The sequence below is a fragment of the Kitasatospora sp. NPDC101157 genome, assembly GCF_044768255.1.
GTDB lineage: Bacteria > Actinomycetota > Actinomycetes > Streptomycetales > Streptomycetaceae > Kitasatospora.
Window position 1 is genome coordinate 291,410 of record NZ_JBIWPL010000004.1, and the last position, 17,729, is coordinate 309,138.

A 17,729-nucleotide genomic window follows, 5' to 3' on the forward strand; every position below is an offset into this window, starting at 1 on the left:
TGCGCCACCGCCCGCACCGAGGACGCGCTGTCGGCACTCTGCTCTAACCTGCCGTCATGGTGACGTTCGACGAGTTCCGCGCGATGGCCCTGGCCCTGCCGGAGGCCGCCCAGGAGCCGACCTGGGGCATCGAGACCCTGCGGGTCCGCGGCAAGGTCTTCGCGATGGGCGCGCCCGACGGCGACAGCGTCACCGTCAAGGCCTCGCACGAGGACCAGGCCGAGCTGATCGCCGCCGAGCCCGAGGTGTTCTCCTTCGCCCGGTACGTCGGGCGGCACGGCTGGGTGAGCGTCCGGCTGGACCTGGTCGACCCGGAGGAGCTGCACGACCTGCTCACCGAGGCCTGGCGGAGGACGGCCCCGCGGCGATCGGTCCGCGAATTCGACGCCCGGTCCTCCACTTAGCACCCTCCGAAGGGCCACACGAGGACGCCGCCAGGACACGCGTGGTTCATGTGATCCATCCCACAGTTTAGGCGGGTCCGTCACCCTCTCGTGACCTCTACGCTTGCGCAGGGAAGTTCAGCAGTCCAATCGCACCCTCCGGGCACCGCCCGAGAAACGGTGACGGGCCCGAGGGAGTTGGTGCGGTGCGCAAGCGTCGACGCTGGAAGCGGGTACTGATCGGGGCGTTCGCGGGTTGTGCCGTGCTCGCCGACGCCGGCGCCTCGGCGGCCGCGGCAGCGGTCTCCTCCGAGCAGTTGGCGATCTCCACGCCCCCGGCCGGCAGCGCCGCCTGGGTGCAGGACCACTCCTTCGGCCGCTCCCTGCCCGACCCGGCCACCACCAGCCCGGCCGACGCCGCCGCCTTCTTCGCCTCGCTCGCCCCCACCGAGCTGGACCGGCTGATCAAGCAGTACCCCCTGGTCGTCGGCAACTACGACGGCGCCCCGCTGGACCTGCGCTACCGGGCCAACCGCATCGCCCTGGCCGACGAACGCGACGCCGCCCGGGTCCGCGCGGCCGACCGGAAGCTGGACGCCGACACCCGCGCGCTGGCCGTCTCCCGCGCCAACGACGTCGACCACCTGCTCGCCCCCGGCCGGCAGATCCTCGCCTTCGACCCCCGCGGCCGCGGCCTGGTCACCGAGGTCTGGGGCGACCTCGCCGATGCCGAGCGGATCTCCGTGATCGTCCCCGGCTCGGACGCCGACCTCGGCCACTTCGACCAGACGGCCGAGCCGTTGCGCGGAGCCGCCGGCATGGCCCGCGCCCTGTACGCCGAGGAGCAGCGCCAGGCCCCGGGCACCCGCACCGCCGTGATCGCCTGGACCGGGTACGTCACCCCCTCCGGCCTCGGCCCGGACGCGGCCACCTCCCGGCTCGCCGACGTGGCCGCACCCCGGCTGCAGCGCCTGCTGGCCGGCCTCAAGGAGACCACCCGGCCGGACGCGCCCCCGGCGCTGCTCTGCCACTCCTACGGCTCGGTGGTCTGCGGCACCGCCGGCCCGAAGATCCCGCGCGCGGCCGCCTCGCCGTCCGACACCTCGGGCATCACCGACATGATGGTGTTCGGCAGCCCCGGCATGGGCGTCCAGTCCGCCGGCGATCTCGGCGGCGGCGTGCACGTGTGGGCCACCCGCAACCCCAGCGACTGGATCGGCAACGTCCCGTTCCTGGAGGTCGGCAAGCTCGGCCACGGCGCCGACCCGACCGGCAGCGGCTTCGGCGCCGAGCAGATCTCCTCCGCCCGGGCCTCCGGCCACAACGGGTACTTCACCGACGGCACCGACAGCCTGCACAACTTCGCGGCCATCTCCCTCGGGGACTACGGCGACGTGGTCCGGGCTCAGCCCAACTCCTGAGGCACCTCGTCCTGGTAGAGCCGCAGGGCCTCCGCCGCCGCCCGGGCCAGCTCGCGCCGGGCGGCCTGCGGGGCCAGCACCTCGGCGTCCGCGCCGAAGGCCAGCAGTGAGCGGACGGCCGCCGCGGCCGGGAAGGCCAGCGCCAGCTCGACCCACTCCTCGGCCGGGCCGGCCCCCGGGTCCGGCGGCTGCGCCGTGACCCGGCCGCCGTGGATGCGCAGGAACATGTCCAGCCGCCCGCGCCGGACCCGCACCCGCACCGGTACCTCCTTCGGCAGCCGCTCGACCTGCTCGCGCAGCGCCGCCCACACCTCGCCGAGCGCCACCCCGGCCCGGCGGCGCACCGTCTCCTCCGTGGTCTCGGCGGTCAGCACCCGGTCGACCCGGAACAGCCGCGGCTCACCGTGCAGATCGGCCACCAGGTACCAGACCGCGGCCTTGTTCACCAGGCCGTACGGGTCGACGGTGTACTCCACCGGCGCGGGCGTGCCGCTGTGCCGGTAGCGCAGCCGCAGCCGCCGGTCGGCGAAAACGGCGTACTGCAGCTCACCCAGGTCCGGCCCGGCGGCGGCGCCCGCCTGGGAGTTCTGCATCCAGCGGGCCGGGTCGACCAGGATGCGCTCGCTGACCCGCTCGGCGGCCGGGCGGTGCGGGGCGGGCAGCGCCGCCATCACCTTGCGCAGCGCCGAGCCGAGCGCGCCGTCCAGCCCGAGGTCGCTGTGCGCGCCCTGGGCGGAGAGCACGAACAGCGCCCGGGCCTCGTCGGCGGTCAGCCCGGTGACGTCGGTGCGGTAGCCGGGCAGCAGGTTGATGCCGCCGTGCCGGCCGCGTTCGGTGAACACCGGCACCCCGGCGGCGGACAGCGACTCGACGTCCCGGTAGATGGTGCGGACGGACACCTCCAGCCGTTCGGCCAGTTCGGTGGCGGGCACCCGGCCGCGGGTCTGGAGCAGGAGCAGGATCGAGAGCAGGCGGTCGGCCTTCATGACACCAGGTTCCCAGAAATCCTGACGGCCGTTGTCAGGTTTTACTGGGAGATTGCGTTCCGGGCCCGCAAGGGCGACCCGAACCACCGCACCGCACAAGGGAGCTGACCACACATGAGCGCCGTCCAGGACGCCCGCCCGCAGTACCAGACCGCCCTCGCCCAGCTGGACCGGCTGTTCGCCACCGTCACGCCCGCCGACCTCGACCGGCCCACTCCCTGCGAGGAGTACACGCTGCGTCAGCTGATGAACCACGTGATCGGCGGCATCCACCGCTTCGCGTACATGGGCGAGGGAGGTCACGCCGAGGACGTCGTGGCCGCCATCGACGACCCGTCGGACGACGGCTGGACCGCCGTGCTGGACCGGGCCCGCGCCCGGGTGACCGCCGCCTGGGCCGACGACAGCAAGCTGGGCCGCCCGACCTTCGCCCCCTGGGGCGAGGTGCCCGGAGCGGTCGCGGTCGGCGGCTACGTGATGGAACTCGCCACCCACTGCTGGGACATCGCCACCGCCCTCGACAAGGGCTTCGTGCTGGACGACGGGGTGGCCCGCACCGCGCTGGCCGTCGCCGAGCTGGTCCTGCCGCCGGAGAGCCGGGTCGAGGGCGTCCCGTTCGGCCCGGTGCGGCCGGTCGCCGAGGACGCCGACGTCCACACCCGGCTGGCCGCCTGGACGGGCCGCAAGGTCTGAACGACCCGGGGCCCGGGGGCGGGGGGGGGGCGCCCCCCCCCCCCCCCCCCCCCCAACCCCCCCCCCCCCCCGGGGGGGGGGGGGGGGGGGGCCCCCCGGCCCCCCCCCCCCGGGGGGGGGGGGGGGGGGGGCCCCCCCCCCCCGGCCCCCGCGGCATTACTCCCGCCCGACCGAGGTGTTGCGCATGTCCGCGTAGCGGTCGCCCGCCACCTGACCGGCCAGCGTCTCCAGCAGCGCCAGCTCCTCGGCGCTCAGCCGCAGGGTCGCCGCGGCGGTGTTCTCGGCCAGCCGGCTGCGCTTGCGGGTGCCCGGGATCGGCACCACGGTCAGCCCGTGCACCTCGGCCCGCTGGTGCACCCAGGCCAGCGCGACCTGGGCGAGCGTCGCCTCGTGGGCCTCGGCGATCTTCCGCATCGGGGTGAGGAGTTCGCCGTTGGCGACGGCGTTCTCACCGGTGTACCGCGGGTGGGTGCGGCGGAAGTCGTCCGGCGCCAGCGTCGCGGCGTCCTGGAACGCGCCGGTCAGGAAGCCGCGCCCGAGCGGCGAGTACGGCACGAAGGCGACACCCAGCTCGGCCGCGGCCGGCACCGCCGAGCGCTCGACGTCACGGGCGAACACCGACCACTCGGACTGCACCGCGGCGATCGGGTGGACGGCGTGCGCCTCGCGCAGCTCGGCCCCGGTCACCTCGGACAGGCCCAGGTGGCGCACCTTGCCGGCCCGGACCAACTCGGCCATGGCCCCGACCGATTCGGCCAGCGGCACGTCCGGGTTGCGGCGGTGCATGTAGTAGAGGTCGATCACGTCCACGCCGAGGCGGCGCAGCGACCCCTCGACGGCGGTGCGGATGTACTCCGGGTCGTTGCGGATGGCGCGCTTGGTCGGGTCGGCCGGGTCGCGCTCGATGGCGAACTTGGTGGCGAGCACCACCTTGTCCCGGTTGGCCCGGACGAACGGGCCGATGAACTCCTCGTTGCGGCCGGCACCGTACATGTCCGCGGTGTCGAACAGCGTGACACCGGCCTCCAGCGCGGCGTCCAGTGTGGCGAGCGCCTCGTCGGAGTCGGTCGGGCCGTAGAACTCGCTCATGCCCATGCAGCCGAGGCCCTGGATGCCCACCAGCGGGCCGTCGGTGCCGAGGGGGGCGGTGGGAAGGAGGGGGTGGGTCATGCGCTCTGCTCTTCCTCTGCTCGGTAGTACTGGCATTGGACCGGGGCGCCGGTGGCGTCGACGATCCTCCCGGCGTAGAGATCGATCTTGTGGTCGAGGACGGACAGGGTGGCCTGGAGGTCGACGATCCTCTGCCGGACCTCCTCGCGCTGCGCCTCCAGCAGCTGTCGGCGCTCGACGTAGGTCTGCTCGCCGCGGCGGACCATGTCGACGTACTTGAGCATGTCCGCCACCGACATCCCGGTCAGCCGCAGCCGGCCCAGGAAGGCCAGCCGGTGCAGGTCCCCGTCGCTGTAGCGGCGCTGGCCGCCGACCGCGCGGTCGACCGGGTCGAGCAGGCCGATCCGCTCGTACCAGCGCAGGGTGTGGGCGGTAAGCCCGCTGGCCGCCGCGACCTCGCTGATGGTGTGCCGGGCGGTCCGGTCCGGATCGCCGACCGGGTGGTTGAACACCTCGGCGCAGCTGCGCAGACCGGCCCGGGCACGCGCGGGTGTGGCCATGATCGATTCCCCCTGTCCTGTGACGAGCACGACGCTACCGAGTTGGAGTGCACTCCAGGCAAGCCGCGCAGCCGGGTGGCCCCACCACCCCTCTCCGGCCCCGGCTAGCATCGACCGCATGGAGAGCTTGCGGATGATCGAGAACTGGCCCGTGCCCCACGCCGCCGCGGCGGTCGTCCGGGGGTCGGACGGCGCGGTGCTGGGCGCCCACGGGCCCCAGCAGCACCTCTTCCCGCTGGCCTCGGTGACCAAGCTGCTCACCTCCTATGCGGCACTGGTCGCCCTGGAGGAGGGCGTGTTCGAGCTGGACGACCCGGCCGGCCCGCCCGGCTCGACCGTCCGCCACCTGCTCGCCCACACCTCGGGCCTCGGCTTCGACGAGCACCGGCCGTTCGCCGAGCCCGGCAAGCGCCGGCTCTACTCCAACGCCGGTTTCGACGTGCTCGCCCTGACCCTGGCCGAAGCCGCCGGGATCGCCTTCCACCAGTACGTGGCCGAGGCGGTGTTCGAGCCGCTGGGCATGCACGACACCCTGATCAACACGGCGAGCAAGTCCCCGGCCGGCGCCGGCGGCCTGTCCACGGCGGCCGACCTCACCCGGTTCGCCGCCGAACTCCAGTCCCCGAAGCTGCTGGACCCGTCGACCGTCCGGCGGGCCACCCGCGAGGTCGCCTTCCCGGGCACCGGCGGCGTGCTGCCCGGCTACGGCCACCAGCGCCCGAACGACTGGGGCCTCGGCTTCGAGATCCGCGACGGCAAGAGCCCGCACTGGACCGGCACCGCCAACTCCCCCGGGACCTTCGGCCACTTCGGCCAGTCCGGCACCTTCCTCTGGGTCGACCCCGAGGCCGGCGTGGCCTGCCTCACGCTCACCGACCGGGACTTCGGCCCCTGGTCGGTCGACGCCTGGCCGCCGCTGTCCGACGCCGTCCTGGCCGAGCTCGGCAGCTGACGGCCCGAGGGCCTGTCCAGCGGATCGTGCCGGGCGCGCGACGCCGGACGGGCCCTAGCCGTACGAGACCGGCGAGTGCATCTCCCACAGCAGGAGTTCGGCGCCGGTGTCGCCCGCCGTCGGGTCGGCGAAGGCGTCCCCGGTGATCCGCACGCTGTCGCCGGGCACCATCGAACGGCCGCCGCCCTTGGGCCCGGGGACCGTCCGGTACCCCAGTGAGCCGGCCGTCAGGTGCGCGTACCGCCACGGCGCCCCGGGCAGCTGCGGCAGCGGCTGCCACGGGCCGGCGGCGGCCAGCCAGAGCGCGGCGTCGCGGCGTCGCAGCCGCAGGGCGTCCGTCCCGGCGTCCCGCTCCAGCCCGGAGGCCAACAGCGTCAACCCGCCGTCCGCCGGTTCCACCCCGCGCAGCCCGTACCCGGGGGCGACGTCGAACTCGTCCGGCTGCAGCCACATCTGGACGAAGCGCACCGGCCCGGTGGCGCCGCCGACGTTGCGCTCGGTGTGGGTGACCCCGGAGCCCGCGCTGAGGTGCTGGATCATCCCCGGGCGCACCACGCCGCTGTGGCCGTGCGAGTCCCGGTGGGCCAGCGCGCCCTCCAGCACCCAGGTGAGGATCTCGGTGTCCCGGTGCTTGTGCTCCTCGAACCCGGCACCGGGGGCGAGGAGTTCCTCGTTGCACGCGAGCAGCGCGCCGAAGTGGGTGTTCTTCGGGTCGTAGTGGCCGGAGAAGGAGAACGCGTGTCGGGTCTCGATGCCCTCGGCGGGGGTGGAGCGGTAGCGCTCGCCGGCGCGGCGCAGGTCGGCGCGGGGGCGTTCAGGGGCGTCGGTCACGCCCCTCACCGTAACCGCTGCGACCGGGACCACCGCGCCCCGGCGCCGGGGGGTGTGCACGAGCAGTCACTCGCGTGAGGCAGTCTTGTCCTTGTGCCAGCCGCTTCCTCGAACCCCAAGAGCGAACCCAGTCCCGCAGCCGAACCCACCGGGAAGAGCCCCGCTCCCCGGGCCGGCCGCGACCGCCCCGGCCGCCCGGCGCCCCGCCTGACGGCGCAGGAGCGCAGAAACGCCGCCGAGCGGGCCGAGCGCCGGGCGGCGACCCTCAAGCGGCTGGAGAAGTCCTCGGGGAAGCTGGCCACCGCCGCGATCGCGCGGATGGACGACCAACTCGGCTGGTACCGGCGGATGCCGCCGGAGCACCGCTCCTGGATCGGCCTGGTCGCCCAGGCCGGCATCGCCGCCTTCACCGAGTGGTACCGCCACCCCGAGGCCGCCCGGGCGATCTCCACCGACGTCTTCGGCACCGCCCCGCGCGAGCTGACCAGGGCGATCACGCTGCGCCAGACCGTCGAGCTGATCCGCACCACGATCGAGGTGATGGAGGAGGCCATCGAGGAGGTGGCCGCCCCCGGCGACGAGGCGGACATGCGCGAGTCCGTGCTGGTGTACGCCCGGGAGATCGCCTTCGCCACCGCCCAGGTGTACGCCCAGGCGGCCGAGGCGCGCGGCGCCTGGGACGCCCGACTGGAAGCACTGGTGGTCAACTCCCTGCTGTCCGGCGACGCCGACGAGGGCGTGCTGTCCCGCGCCGCCGCGCTCGGCTGGGGGCAGCCCAGCCAGGTGCGGGTGGTGATGGGCAGCGCCCCGGACGGCGACAGCGAGCTGGTGGTCGAGGCGATCCGCCGAGCCGCCCGGTACGCCAAGCTGAACGTGCTGACCGGGGTGCTGGGCAAGCGCCTGGTGGTCGTGGTCGGCGGCGACAAGGAGCCGGTGCACGCCGCCCGGGCGCTGATCGGCCAGTTCGCGCCGGGCCCGGTGGTGATCGGCCCGACCGTGCCGGACCTGCTCTCGGCGACCCGCTCGGCGCACGCCGCCGCAGCCGGCCTGCGCGCCTGCGCCGCCTGGCCGGACGCCCCGCGCCCCGTGCTCGCCGACGACCTGCTGCCCGAACGGGCGCTGGCCGGGGATCAGGCCGCCCGCCGCCAGTTGGTGGAGGAGATCTACACACCACTGGACGAAGCCGGCTCCGCCCTGCTGGAGACGCTGAGCGTCTACCTGGAGCAGGCGTCCTCGCTGGAGGGTGCGGCCCGGATGCTCTTCGTGCACCCCAACACGGTGCGCTACCGGCTACGACGTGTGACCGACGTCACGGGGTACGCCCCCTCCGACGTACGTTCGGCATTCACCCTGCGGATCGCACTTGCCCTCGGCCGGCTGACCTCCGCCGCCGAGCCCGGTCGGGCCGGGGTGTAGGGACCATACAATCCCGGATGGTTTTCTTCGTTACCGTCGCCTACCCGCCCCTGGGCGCCTGGCGAGAGAGGGTTGAACCGTGCTCGTAATCGTCGCCCCTGGACAGGGTGCCCAGTCCCCCGGTTTCCTCAGCTCCTGGCTGGAGCTCGACGGTGTCGCCGACCGCCTGCGCGGCTGGTCGGAGGTCGCCGGGCTCGACCTGGTGCACGCCGGCACCGAGGCGTCCGCCGAGGAGATCAAGGACACCGCCGTCGCCCAGCCGCTGCTGGTCGCGGCCGGTCTGGTGACCGCCCGTGAGCTGTTCCCGGACGAGGCGGACGCCCGCAAGCTGGTCGGCGCCGTCGCCGGCCACAGCGTCGGCGAGATCACCGCCGCGGCCGGTGCCGGGGTGCTCAGCGCCCACGACGCGCTCGCCTTCGTCCGTGAGCGCGGCCGGGCCATGGCCGAGGCCGCCACCGTCACCGAGACCGGCATGACCGCCGTGCTCGGCGGCGACCCGGAGGCCGTCGCGGCCAAGCTGGCCGAGCACGGCCTGACCGCGGCCAACAACAACGGCGGCGGCCAGATCGTCGCGGCCGGCACGCTGGCCCAGCTGGAGGCGCTGAAGGCGGACCCGCCGGCCGGCGCCAAGCTGATCGCCCTCAAGGTCGCCGGTGCCTTCCACACCGAGCACATGGCCCCCGGCGTCGAGCGGCTGGCCACGCTGGCCCCCAGCCTGACCGTCGCCGACCCGCAGGTCCGCTACGTGTCCAACAAGGACGGCGGGGTCGTCGACTCCGGCGCCGAGGTGCTGGCGCGCCTGGTGTCGCAGGTCTCCAACCCGGTCCGCTGGGACCTCTGCATGGAGACCCTCGGCCGGCTGGGCGCGACCGCCGTGATCGAGCTGTCCCCCGCGGGCACGCTCACCGGGCTGCTCAAGCGCAACCTCAAGGGTGTGGCCACGCTCGCCCTGAAGACCCCGGCCGATCTGGACAAGGCCCGCGAGCTCGTCGCCGAGCACGGCGGTCAGGACCAGGAGGAGCAGGCATGACCAAGCCGCAGATCCGCCCCGCCACCGGCGCGCAGTACTCCCGCATCCACGGCGTCGGCGGCTACCGTCCGGTCCGGGTCATCCCCAACTCCGAGGTCCTGGAGTGGATCGACTCCTCGGACGAGTGGATCCGCACCCGCAGCGGGATCGCCGAGCGCCGCTGGGCGGGCCCGGAGGAGAGCGTCGCCGAGATGTCGGTGCAGGCCGCCGGCAAGGCCATCGCCCAGGCGGGCATCGCTCCCGAGCAGATCGGCGGCGTGATCGTCTCGACCGTCTCGCACCTCAAGCAGACCCCCGCGATCGCCACCGAGATCGCCCAGCGGCTCGGCTGCGGCACCGCCCCGGCCTTCGACATCTCGGCCGCCTGCGCCGGCTTCGGCTACGGCCTGGGCCTGGCCGACGGCATGGTCCGCGGCGGCAGCGCCGAGTACGTGCTGGTGATCGGGGTCGAGCGGCTCAGCGACCTGACCGACAAGTCGGACCGTTCGACCGCCTTCATCTTCGGCGACGGCGCCGGCGCCGCGATCGTCGGCCCGTCGGACACGCCCGGCATCGGCAAGCTGATCTGGGGGTCGGACGGCTCGCAGGCCGACGTCATCAGCCAGACCGAGGCCTGGGACACCGCCTTCGCCAAGCCCGACGCCATCAACGGCCAGGGTGAGGAGCAGAAGTGGCCGGCCCTGCGGATGGACGGCCAGCCGGTCTTCCGCTGGGCGGTGTGGGAGATGGCCAAGGTGGCCCAGCAGGCGCTGGACGCCGCCGGGGTCACCGCCGACCAGCTCGGCGCCTTCATCCCGCACCAGGCCAACATGCGGATCACCGACGCCATGATCAAGGCGCTCAAGCTGCCGGCGTCGGTGCCGGTCGCCCGTGACATCGCCGAGACCGGCAACACCTCCGCCGCCTCCATCCCGCTGGCGATGGAACGCATGCTGGAGTCCGGCGAGGCCCACAGCGGCGACCTCGCGCTGATCATCGGGTTCGGGGCGGGTCTCGTCTACGCCGCGGCAGTCGTTACGCTCCCCTAGGCGCGTTTCGCCCCATCCATCCACAAGCCCGTGTTCGGCCGACGGTCGGACACGTTCAACACCGAAGAGGAGCAGCCAGTATGGCTACGCAGAACGAGGTCCAGGAAGGTCTCGCCGAGATCGTCAACGAGATCGCCGGCATCCCGGTCGAGGACGTCCAGCTGGACAAGTCCTTCACCGACGACCTGGACGTCGACTCGCTGTCCATGGTCGAGGTCGTCGTGGCCGCCGAGGAGCGCTTCGACGTCAAGATCCCGGACGACGAGGTCAAGAACCTCAAGACCGTCGGCGACGCGGTGAACTACATCCTCACCAACGCCGCCGCCTGAGCGATCGACTCGTTCGAGTCGCCCAGTCCGTCCGGCGTGAACCACGCCTCGGACGGCTGACCCGTCGGTCCAGCTCCCCCGAGCCAGGCCGACCCGCCGGCCGGGACGCCCCACCGGGCGCCCGGCCGGGCCCTTCTTCGGCTCGCCGCCGACCTCGCACGAACGTGAAAGAAGAGAAACCAGTGACCGCTGAGAACCGAGCCGTGGTCGTCACGGGTATCGGCGCCTTCACGCCGCTGGGCGGCGACGCCGCCACGACCTGGGAGAACCTGGTCGCCGGGCGCTCCGGCGTGGCGGCCCTGACCGAGGAGTGGGCCCAGGACCTGCCGGTCCGGATCGCCGCGCGCACCGCCGTCGAACCGGGCGAGATCCTGCCCCGCCCGCTGGCCCGCAAGCTGGACCGCTCCGCGCAGTTCGCGCTGATCGCCGCCCGCGAGGCCTGGTCCGACGCGGGCTTCGAGACCCCGGCCACCGACGAGTCCTCCAAGCTCGCCCCCGAGCGCCTGGGCGCCGTGATCGCCTCCGGCATCGGCGGCGTCACCACCCTCCTCGACCAGTACGACGTGCTGAAGGAGAAGGGCGCCCGCAAGGTCTCCCCGCACACCGTCCCGATGCTGATGCCCAACTCCCCGGCGGCCAACGTCGGCCTGGAGGTCGGCGCCCGCGCGGGCGTGCACACCCCCGTCTCCGCCTGCGCCTCCGGCGCCGAGGCGATCGGCTACGCGATCGAGATGATCCGCAGCGGCCGCGCCGACGTCGTGGTGGCCGGTGGCACCGAGGCGGCGATCCACCCGCTGCCGATCGCGGCGTTCGCCAACATGATGGCGATGTCCAAGAACAACGACGACCCCGAGCGCGCCTCGCGCCCGTACGACAAGGCCCGCGACGGCTTCGTGCTGGGCGAGGGCGCCGGTGTGGTCGTGCTGGAGTCGCTTGAGCACGCCGAGGCCCGGGGCGCCCGGATCTACTGCGAGGCGGTCGGCCAGGGTCTGTCCTCGGACGCCCACCACATCGCCCAGCCCGAGCCGACCGGCGCCGGCGTGGCCCGCGCGCTGGCCGACCTGTTCGAGCGCAACGAGCTGGACAAGTCCGAGATCGTGCACGTCAACGCGCACGCCACCTCGACCCCCCAGGGCGACACCGCCGAGCTGAAGGCGCTGCGCAAGGAACTGGGCGAGGACCTCGACCACATCCTGGTCTCGGCCACCAAGTCGATGACCGGCCACCTGCTGGGCGGCGCCGGCGGCATCGAGACCGTCGCCACCGTGCAGGCGCTGTACCACCGGGTCGCCCCGCCGACCATCAACGTCGAGGAGCTCGACGACGAGGTGGACGCGAAGATCGTCACCGAGGCGACCCCGCTGCCCCAGGGCCGGATCGCCGCGCTGAACAACTCGTTCGGCTTCGGCGGCCACAACGTGGTGCTGGCCTTCCGCACCCGCTGACGCCCGGACCGAAGGGGCCGGCGCTCTCCGTGAGCGCCGGCCCCTTCGTCGTACCCGTCGTACCCGCCGGCCCTGGGGGCCGCCCGGCGTTCAGACCACCTGGTGCAGCCAGCGCACCGGGGCGCCCTCGCCCGCGTACCGGAACGGCTCCAGCTCGTCGTCCCAGGGCTTGCCGAGCAGCCGGGAGATCTCGGCCTCCAGGTCGGCCCCCTCGCTGCGGGCGCGCAGCAGGACGGCCCGCAGCCGGTCCTCGGGGATCAGGATGTCGCCGTGGATGCCCGTGACGGCGTGGAAGATGCCGAGCGAGGGCGTGCTGCTGTACCGCTCCCCCTCCGCCGTGGCGCAGGGCTCGCTGGTCACCTCGTACCGCATGAGCTGCCAGCCGCGCAGTGCGGAGGCGAGCTTCGAGGCGGTGCCGGGCTCCCCCTGCCAGGAGAGCTCGGCGCGCCAGTGCCCGGGTGCGGCCGGCTGGCGGATCCAGTCCAGGCTCACCCGTACACCGAGCACCCCCGCGACGGCCCACTCGACGTGCGGGCACAGCGCGCGGGGCGCGGAGTGGATGTACAGAACTCCACGTGTCGTCACCGGGACCTCCAGGCTGTGGACGAGGGTCGCCTTCCCCAGCTGCCTCGTGCCTGCAGTTGATCCACAGTTACCCACGTTAGCCGACATTAAGCTACTAAATTGAGCAAAACGGACAGGCTTTCGCTCAATGCTAGTCGAATCCTCAACGAGGTCTACCCCTCGGCCGGATCTCTCCCCCGAACGGCCCCATCGCCGGGCGGGACCACCGTACCGCGCGGCGCCGCGGGATGGATGACGCTCTTTCGGATCCGGCCGGAATGCGGTAGTGCGGCCGGATCCTCCGCGCCGTGCACGCGAACCGCCCCGCGCGCCCGGTCGGGGGGCGGCGGCGGGGCGGTCACGGCTTCTGACGGAGCGTCAGCCTTCCAGGCGGACGACCATCTTGCCGGTGTTGACGCCGCGCAGCAGGTCGATGAAGGCCTGGGCGGCGTTCTCGAAGCCGTCCACCACGGTCTCCTCGGTGCGCAGTTCGCCGGACTTCAGCCAGCCGGCCACCTCGGTGACGAACTGCGGCTGGAGGTCGGCGTGGTCGCGCACCAGCATGCCCTCCAGGCGCAGCCGCTTGCCGATGGCCAGCGCCAGGTTGCGCGGGGCGGCGGGTGCGGTGGTCTCGTTGTACTGGGCGATCGCGCCGCAGAGCACCGCCCGGCCGTGCACACCGAGGGCGCCGATCGCGGCCTCCAGGTGGTCGCCGCCGACGTTGTCGAAGTAGAGGTCGATGCCCTCCGGGGCGGCCTTGGCGAGCTGCTCGGCGACCGGGGCGTCCTTGTAGTTGAACGCGGCGTCGAAGCCGTACTCGTCCACCAGCTTGGCGACCTTCTCCGCCGAGCCGGCCGAGCCGACCACCAGCGACGCGCCCTTGAGCTTCGCGATCTGGCCGACCAGCGAACCGACCGCGCCGGCCGCGCCGGAGACGAAGACCTTGTCGCCCTCCTTGAGGCCGCCGACGGCGAGCAGTCCGGCGTAGGCGGTCAGGCCGGGCATGCCGAGCACGCCGAGGTAGGCGGAGAGCGGGGCGGCCTCCGGGTCGACCTTGACCGCGTGCTTGGCGTCGAGGGTGGCGTACTCGCGCCAGCCGAGCCCGTGCAGCACGGCGTCGCCCGGGGCGAAGCCCTCCGCCTCCGAGGCGACCACGTAGCCGACGGCGCCGCCGTCCATGGCCTGGCCGAGCTGGAACGGGGGCACGTACGACTTCACGTCGTTCATCCGGCCTCGGATACCGGGCTCTTCACCAAAATTGGGAGGCCTGCCCGTACCCGCTAAAGAGGCGGGCAGGCCTGGGCGCGACTACTCCGGAAGCGTGATCAGCATCTTGCCGACGTTGTCACCGCTGAGCAGGCCGAGGAAGGCGTCCACAGCACTGTCGATGCCATGGGTCGCCGTCTCGCGGTACTTGAGCTCACCCGAGCGCACCCACGCCGAGACCTCCTCGACGAACTTCGGCTGGAGGTCGTAGTGGTCGCCGACGAGCAGCCCCTCCATGCGGAAGCGCTTGGCGATGATCTGCGCGAGGTTGCGCGGGGCCGGCGTGGGCTCGGTGGCGTTGTACTGCGAGATCATGCCGCAGACCACGATCCGGCCATGCAGGTTCATTGCCTCGATGGCAGCTTCCAGGTGCTCGCCGCCCACGTTGTCGAAGTACACGTCGATGCCGTCGGGGGCCGCCGCCTGAAGCTGCTCGGCAACCGGGCCGTTCTTGTAGTTGAACGCGGCATCGAAGCCGTACTCCTCCACGAGAAGCTGAACCTTCTCGTCCGAGCCGGCGGAGCCGATCACCCGCGCCGCACCCTTCAGCTTGGCGATCTGGCCGACGATGCCACCCACAGCACCGGCCGCGCCGGACACGAAGACCACGTCGCCGGCCTTGATCTCTGCAATCCGCGTCAGACCCGCGTAGGCGGTCAGACCCGGCATGCCCAGCACGCCCAGATAGGTCGAGAGAGGCGCCGCGTCCGGGGAGACCTTGACGGACGTCTTGGCGTCGAAGGTTGCGTACTCACGCCAGCCGAAGAAGTGCAGGACGTAATCACCCTCGGCGAAACCCTCCGCCTGGGAGGCGACCACCTGACCGACCGCCCCACCCAGCATCGGCTTGCCCAGTTCGTACGGCTCCACGTACGACTTGCGCGCCGACATCCTGCCCCTCATGTACGGGTCGACCGAGAGGTGGATGTTGCGAACCAGGATCTCGCCCGGACCCGGCGTTCGGACCGGGGCCTCGACCAGGGCGAAGTCGGAGGGCACCGGCCAGCCCTCAGGGCGGGCGGCAAGGTGCCACTCTCGGCTAGTGACAGGAATCACGTTGTCGGTCACTGCGCTGCTCCTACGTGAAAGGTTGAACGAATGAACCAATGCTGCACATGAAAGGTTCAGACAGTCAAGTATAGGTTTTGCCCCGTACATACCACGCTCTATAACTGCCTGTTGACAGAGAGTGCACCAGTCAGCATGATGCCGGGATGGACAATCAGCTACGTCGAGTGCTGCTGAGTAAGCGCATCTCTGACGACAAGGGCGAGGTGTCCGAGTCGATTGAGGCTCAGGACAAGAAACTTCGCGCCCGCGCCCACGAAGAGGGCGTGATTGTGGTGGGGGACACGGAAGACCTCAGCATCTCCGGAGACATTGACCCCTTTCGTCGCCCCAAGCTGGGCCCCTGGCTGCAGGAGCACAACCGGGATCGGTGGGACGAACTGTGGGTGACCACCCAAGATCGGCTCAGTCGCAGCGAGCCCCACGTGATGGCACTCATCTTTGAGGTGCTGAAGTGGGGCAAGCTCATAGTCGTCCTAGATGACCCCGAGTTCACCCGACAGATGCAGACTCCCGAGGGCCGGGCGATTCTGCACGTCAAGAGCCTTGGGCCCCACAAGGAGCTTGAGCGGATTAAGCAACGGGTCCAGGACTCCCACGATCGGCGCCGGTACTCGAACCGATGGCCTGGTGGGATCGCGCCCTTCGGCTACAAGATCGTTCACCGCTATGAGAGCGGAAAGACGGCTGCCTACCTTGAGCTTGATGAGGAGGCGGTGGCCGAGCTGCATCGCATGCGCCATGAGATGATCAACGATCGCGACGTGACGTTCACCAAGATCGCCCAACGCTTGAATGCGCAGGGCGTCCTGACCGCCCGGGACCGGGCGCGGGTGGCAAAGGGCAAGCCGGTAAAGGCCCGCGGCGGCGAGGCCGGCACTCCAGAGCGGTGGTCCGAGTCCTCGGTGAGGCTTGTGCTTACGGACGAAGCATGCCTAGGCCACAAGAAGCACCGCAAGGAAGTCATACATGATGAAAACGGCCAGCCCATCGTGCTTGCGCCTCCGGTGTTCACCTCGGAGGAGTGGGCAACATTGCAGGCCGCGGTTGGCCGTCGCCGCCAGACGGGCGAACGGCGGATCAACGACACCTCGCCCATGTACGGGGTGGCCCACTGCGGGAACTGCCTCTCTAAGGCCATCCACAAGGTCTCGCGGAGCGTAAACAGCGACGGCATCGAAGTCGTATACCGGTACTACCAGTGCGGAGCCTGGCCAAAGGAAGCTCGATGCACTGGCATCAGCTGTCGGGCTGAGGTCGTGGAGGAGCTGGTTGAGATTCACTTCCTTCAGGAGTACGGCCACACTGAGGTGACGAAGCGCGTCTGGGTTCCGGGCAGTGACTCCAGCCAAGAGCTTGCCGAGGTTCTGAAGCGCATGGACCGGCTTCGCCGCCAGGACGAAGAAGGTGACTGGGACCACGACCCAGCGGGGTACCGGAGCCGGATGGACGGCTACAAGGCGCGCAAGGCCGCTCTTGAAGCTATGCCTCGCATCCCTTCGGGATGGGTCGAGCAGGGCCAGGGTGTGACCTACCTAGAGCGGTGGCGGGGCCTTGATCGCGAAGGCCAGCGGAAGCAGCTCATCGACTCCGGGTTCCGGATGCTGATCGGCAAGAAGACTGCGTGGCTCGATAAGGTCCCTCTCCCGAAGAAGGATGAGCTGGACCCCACCACGGCCTGACGGCACGCCAAACGGACCCCCCGCAGTCGTAATGCGGGGGGTCCGTCGTGTTACTTGGTACCAGGTATGAGCTCCCGCTGCGAGCCAGCCGGATCGACCCAAACCACTCGTACGATTCCTACGCCTGTGATCAGCTTTAGGCAGTCATCACAAGGTTCGAACGTCACGTACAGCACGGCGCCCTGGCGGTCCTCCGGCCGGGACCACAGGATCGCGTTCCACTCGGCGTGGTACTCAATGCAGTCGTGGTACCCGGACCCCGGAGGGACTGCTGAGAGGCACCGATCGCACCCGCCGGCCTTGCAGGACGGCTGACCCGGTGCGGAGCCGTTGTAGCCCGTGCTGAGGACCCTGTGGTCCGGGCTGACGAGCACGGCCCCCACGCGCTTCCTGATGCAGTCTCCACGGGCCGCTACAGCGCCCGCCAGGCCCAGGAAGTAGCAGTCCCAGCACGGACGGGCCCAGCTCTTCCCAAAACCCCGGTGATGGCAGCTCACTGGCCCTCCTCGGCAAGCTGGGCAGGCTCCTGGACCAGGGTCCACCCGGTCCTCCAGATCGCCGGCCAGTCCTTCTCTGGGGTCTGGCAGCGGGGGCACGGCGCCCCGTCGTGAATACAGATCACCGCAGACCCGTCATACCGGATGACGATCACTCGTCACCGCCCTCCGGCTCCTCAACGCCGGGGGCCTGGGCGGTCTCGGCATCCCAGAACTCCGCGGCCATGGCCTGAGCCAGATCGTGAGGGACGCCCGAGGAAACCGCGCGACGGTACACGAGGCCTGTGGCCTCGGCGGCCAGTGCGGCAGCAACCACGCGCCGCTCAAAGAGCGCCTGACCGAACTGCTCTTCAATCCCGTTCATGATCTCGGCAAAGGGGTCCTGCGGGGTCTCACTCATAAAAGCACTCCTGAGCGTCGTTATCTTCAGCGCACTCGGCACACAGGCCGGTGTCGACGTCATCAAGC

18 protein-coding genes and 1 pseudogene are annotated in these 17,729 nt (G+C 71.6%); 10 read left to right on the forward strand and 9 right to left on the reverse strand.

Annotated elements, in window-relative coordinates:
• Positions 1–56 precede the first annotated feature (56 nt).
• Both ACIRVF_RS11040 and ACIRVF_RS11045 read left to right on the forward strand, forming a co-directional pair.
• A complete protein-coding gene (locus ACIRVF_RS11040) occupies positions 57–404 on the forward strand; it encodes an MmcQ/YjbR family DNA-binding protein (RefSeq protein WP_402815999.1) in 348 nt (115 codons plus the stop codon).
• 185 nt (positions 405–589) lie between these two features.
• Positions 590–1,804: an alpha/beta hydrolase gene (locus ACIRVF_RS11045; RefSeq protein WP_402816000.1), complete on the forward strand. Its 1,215-nt coding sequence runs from the start codon at positions 590–592 to the stop codon at positions 1,802–1,804.
• Here ACIRVF_RS11045 and ACIRVF_RS11050 read toward each other — a convergent pair.
• Positions 1,789–2,790: a helix-turn-helix transcriptional regulator gene (locus ACIRVF_RS11050; protein ID WP_402816001.1), complete on the reverse strand. Its 1,002-nt coding sequence runs from the start codon at positions 2,788–2,790 to the stop codon at positions 1,789–1,791. The two genes, ACIRVF_RS11045 and ACIRVF_RS11050, sit on opposite strands and share 16 nt — an antisense overlap.
• 114 nt (positions 2,791–2,904) lie before the next feature.
• Here ACIRVF_RS11050 and ACIRVF_RS11055 point away from each other — a divergent pair, with 114 nt between their 5' ends.
• Entirely contained in the window at positions 2,905–3,483 is a 579-nt protein-coding gene (locus tag ACIRVF_RS11055) for a TIGR03086 family metal-binding protein (protein ID WP_402816002.1), read from the forward strand.
• Positions 3,484–3,639: 156 nt separating this feature from the next.
• Here ACIRVF_RS11055 and ACIRVF_RS11060 read toward each other — a convergent pair whose 3' ends face one another.
• Together ACIRVF_RS11060 and ACIRVF_RS11065 are read right to left on the reverse strand one after the other, a co-directional pair.
• Positions 3,640–4,653 carry an aldo/keto reductase gene (locus tag ACIRVF_RS11060; RefSeq protein ID WP_402816003.1) on the reverse strand — a complete coding sequence of 338 codons (1,014 nt, stop codon included), beginning with the start codon at positions 4,651–4,653 and terminating at the stop codon, positions 3,640–3,642.
• Positions 4,650–5,153: a MerR family transcriptional regulator gene (locus ACIRVF_RS11065; RefSeq protein WP_402816004.1), complete on the reverse strand. Its 504-nt coding sequence runs from the start codon at positions 5,151–5,153 to the stop codon at positions 4,650–4,652. Before ACIRVF_RS11065 ends, ACIRVF_RS11060 begins: the two co-directional genes overlap by 4 nt.
• A 118-nt stretch (positions 5,154–5,271) precedes the next feature.
• On the opposite strand from ACIRVF_RS11065, the gene ACIRVF_RS11070 reads away from it, so the two are divergent.
• Positions 5,272–6,105: a serine hydrolase domain-containing protein gene (locus tag ACIRVF_RS11070; protein ID WP_402816005.1), complete on the forward strand. Its 834-nt coding sequence runs from the start codon at positions 5,272–5,274 to the stop codon at positions 6,103–6,105.
• Between the two features lie 54 nt (positions 6,106–6,159).
• Here the strand turns inward: ACIRVF_RS11070 and ACIRVF_RS11075 are convergent, their stop codons facing one another.
• Positions 6,160–6,936, reverse strand: coding sequence for a pirin family protein (locus ACIRVF_RS11075; RefSeq protein WP_402816006.1), 777 nt, complete (start codon positions 6,934–6,936; stop codon positions 6,160–6,162).
• Between the two features lie 207 nt (positions 6,937–7,143).
• Between ACIRVF_RS11075 and ACIRVF_RS11080 the strand changes: the two genes are divergently transcribed.
• The 5 genes from ACIRVF_RS11080 (at position 7,144) to fabF (ending at position 12,184) form a co-directional block, all read left to right on the forward strand.
• Positions 7,144–8,352, forward strand: a complete 1,209-nt coding sequence (locus ACIRVF_RS11080) for a CdaR family transcriptional regulator (protein WP_046386013.1) — start codon at positions 7,144–7,146, stop codon at positions 8,350–8,352.
• Positions 8,353–8,431: 79 nt separating this feature from the next.
• Positions 8,432–9,382, forward strand: a complete 951-nt coding sequence (locus tag ACIRVF_RS11085) for an ACP S-malonyltransferase (protein WP_402816007.1) — start codon at positions 8,432–8,434, stop codon at positions 9,380–9,382.
• A complete protein-coding gene (locus ACIRVF_RS11090; RefSeq protein ID WP_402816008.1) occupies positions 9,379–10,410 on the forward strand; it encodes a beta-ketoacyl-ACP synthase III in 1,032 nt (343 codons plus the stop codon). Before ACIRVF_RS11085 ends, ACIRVF_RS11090 begins: the two co-directional genes overlap by 4 nt.
• 80 nt (positions 10,411–10,490) lie before the next feature.
• Positions 10,491–10,739 carry an acyl carrier protein gene (locus tag ACIRVF_RS11095; protein WP_396236109.1) on the forward strand — a complete coding sequence of 83 codons (249 nt, stop codon included), beginning with the start codon at positions 10,491–10,493 and terminating at the stop codon, positions 10,737–10,739.
• 182 nt (positions 10,740–10,921) lie between these two features.
• Positions 10,922–12,184, forward strand: a complete 1,263-nt coding sequence (gene fabF / locus ACIRVF_RS11100) for a beta-ketoacyl-ACP synthase II (protein ID WP_402816009.1) — start codon at positions 10,922–10,924, stop codon at positions 12,182–12,184.
• 90 nt (positions 12,185–12,274) lie between these two features.
• Here fabF and ACIRVF_RS11105 read toward each other — a convergent pair whose 3' ends face one another.
• The 3 genes and pseudogenes from ACIRVF_RS11105 to ACIRVF_RS11115 form a co-directional block, all read right to left on the reverse strand.
• Positions 12,275–12,769 carry a DUF3145 domain-containing protein gene (locus tag ACIRVF_RS11105; protein WP_218197899.1) on the reverse strand — a complete coding sequence of 165 codons (495 nt, stop codon included), beginning with the start codon at positions 12,767–12,769 and terminating at the stop codon, positions 12,275–12,277.
• A 357-nt stretch (positions 12,770–13,126) separates the two neighbouring features.
• Positions 13,127–13,993 (reverse strand): annotated as a pseudogene (locus ACIRVF_RS11110) (NADP-dependent oxidoreductase); the annotation flags it as partial.
• A 63-nt stretch (positions 13,994–14,056) separates the two neighbouring features.
• Entirely contained in the window at positions 14,057–15,082 is a 1,026-nt protein-coding gene (locus tag ACIRVF_RS11115) for an NADP-dependent oxidoreductase (protein WP_402816010.1), read from the reverse strand.
• A 146-nt stretch (positions 15,083–15,228) separates the two neighbouring features.
• Between ACIRVF_RS11115 and ACIRVF_RS11120 the strand changes: the two genes are divergently transcribed.
• Positions 15,229–16,764: a recombinase family protein gene (locus tag ACIRVF_RS11120; protein WP_402816012.1), complete on the forward strand. Its 1,536-nt coding sequence runs from the start codon at positions 15,229–15,231 to the stop codon at positions 16,762–16,764.
• A 50-nt stretch (positions 16,765–16,814) separates the two neighbouring features.
• Here ACIRVF_RS11120 and ACIRVF_RS11125 read toward each other — a convergent pair whose 3' ends face one another.
• Positions 16,815–17,360, reverse strand: coding sequence for a deoxycytidylate deaminase (locus ACIRVF_RS11125; protein ID WP_402816013.1), 546 nt, complete (start codon positions 17,358–17,360; stop codon positions 16,815–16,817).
• A gap of 52 nt (positions 17,361–17,412) precedes the next feature.
• Entirely contained in the window at positions 17,413–17,661 is a 249-nt protein-coding gene (locus tag ACIRVF_RS11130) for a hypothetical protein (RefSeq protein WP_402816015.1), read from the reverse strand.
• Positions 17,662–17,729 lie beyond the last annotated feature (68 nt).

Excerpts from the sequence above, each read along its gene's own strand:
- ACIRVF_RS11040 (WP_402815999.1), top strand. The coding sequence starts at position 57 with ATGGTGACGTTCGACGAGTTCCGCGCGATGGCCCTGGCCCTGCCGGAG.
- ACIRVF_RS11050 (WP_402816001.1), bottom strand. The coding sequence starts at position 2,790 with ATGAAGGCCGACCGCCTGCTCTCGATCCTGCTCCTGCTCCAGACCCGC.
- ACIRVF_RS11055 (WP_402816002.1), top strand. The coding sequence starts at position 2,905 with ATGAGCGCCGTCCAGGACGCCCGCCCGCAGTACCAGACCGCCCTCGCC.
- ACIRVF_RS11060 (WP_402816003.1), bottom strand. The coding sequence starts at position 4,653 with ATGACCCACCCCCTCCTTCCCACCGCCCCCCTCGGCACCGACGGCCCG.
- ACIRVF_RS11065 (WP_402816004.1), bottom strand. The coding sequence starts at position 5,153 with ATGGCCACACCCGCGCGTGCCCGGGCCGGTCTGCGCAGCTGCGCCGAG.
- ACIRVF_RS11070 (WP_402816005.1), top strand. The coding sequence starts at position 5,272 with ATGGAGAGCTTGCGGATGATCGAGAACTGGCCCGTGCCCCACGCCGCC.
- ACIRVF_RS11090 (WP_402816008.1), top strand. The coding sequence starts at position 9,379 with ATGACCAAGCCGCAGATCCGCCCCGCCACCGGCGCGCAGTACTCCCGC.
- ACIRVF_RS11095 (WP_396236109.1), top strand. The coding sequence starts at position 10,491 with ATGGCTACGCAGAACGAGGTCCAGGAAGGTCTCGCCGAGATCGTCAAC.
- ACIRVF_RS11120 (WP_402816012.1), top strand. The coding sequence starts at position 15,229 with ATGGACAATCAGCTACGTCGAGTGCTGCTGAGTAAGCGCATCTCTGAC.
- ACIRVF_RS11130 (WP_402816015.1), bottom strand. The coding sequence starts at position 17,661 with ATGAGTGAGACCCCGCAGGACCCCTTTGCCGAGATCATGAACGGGATT.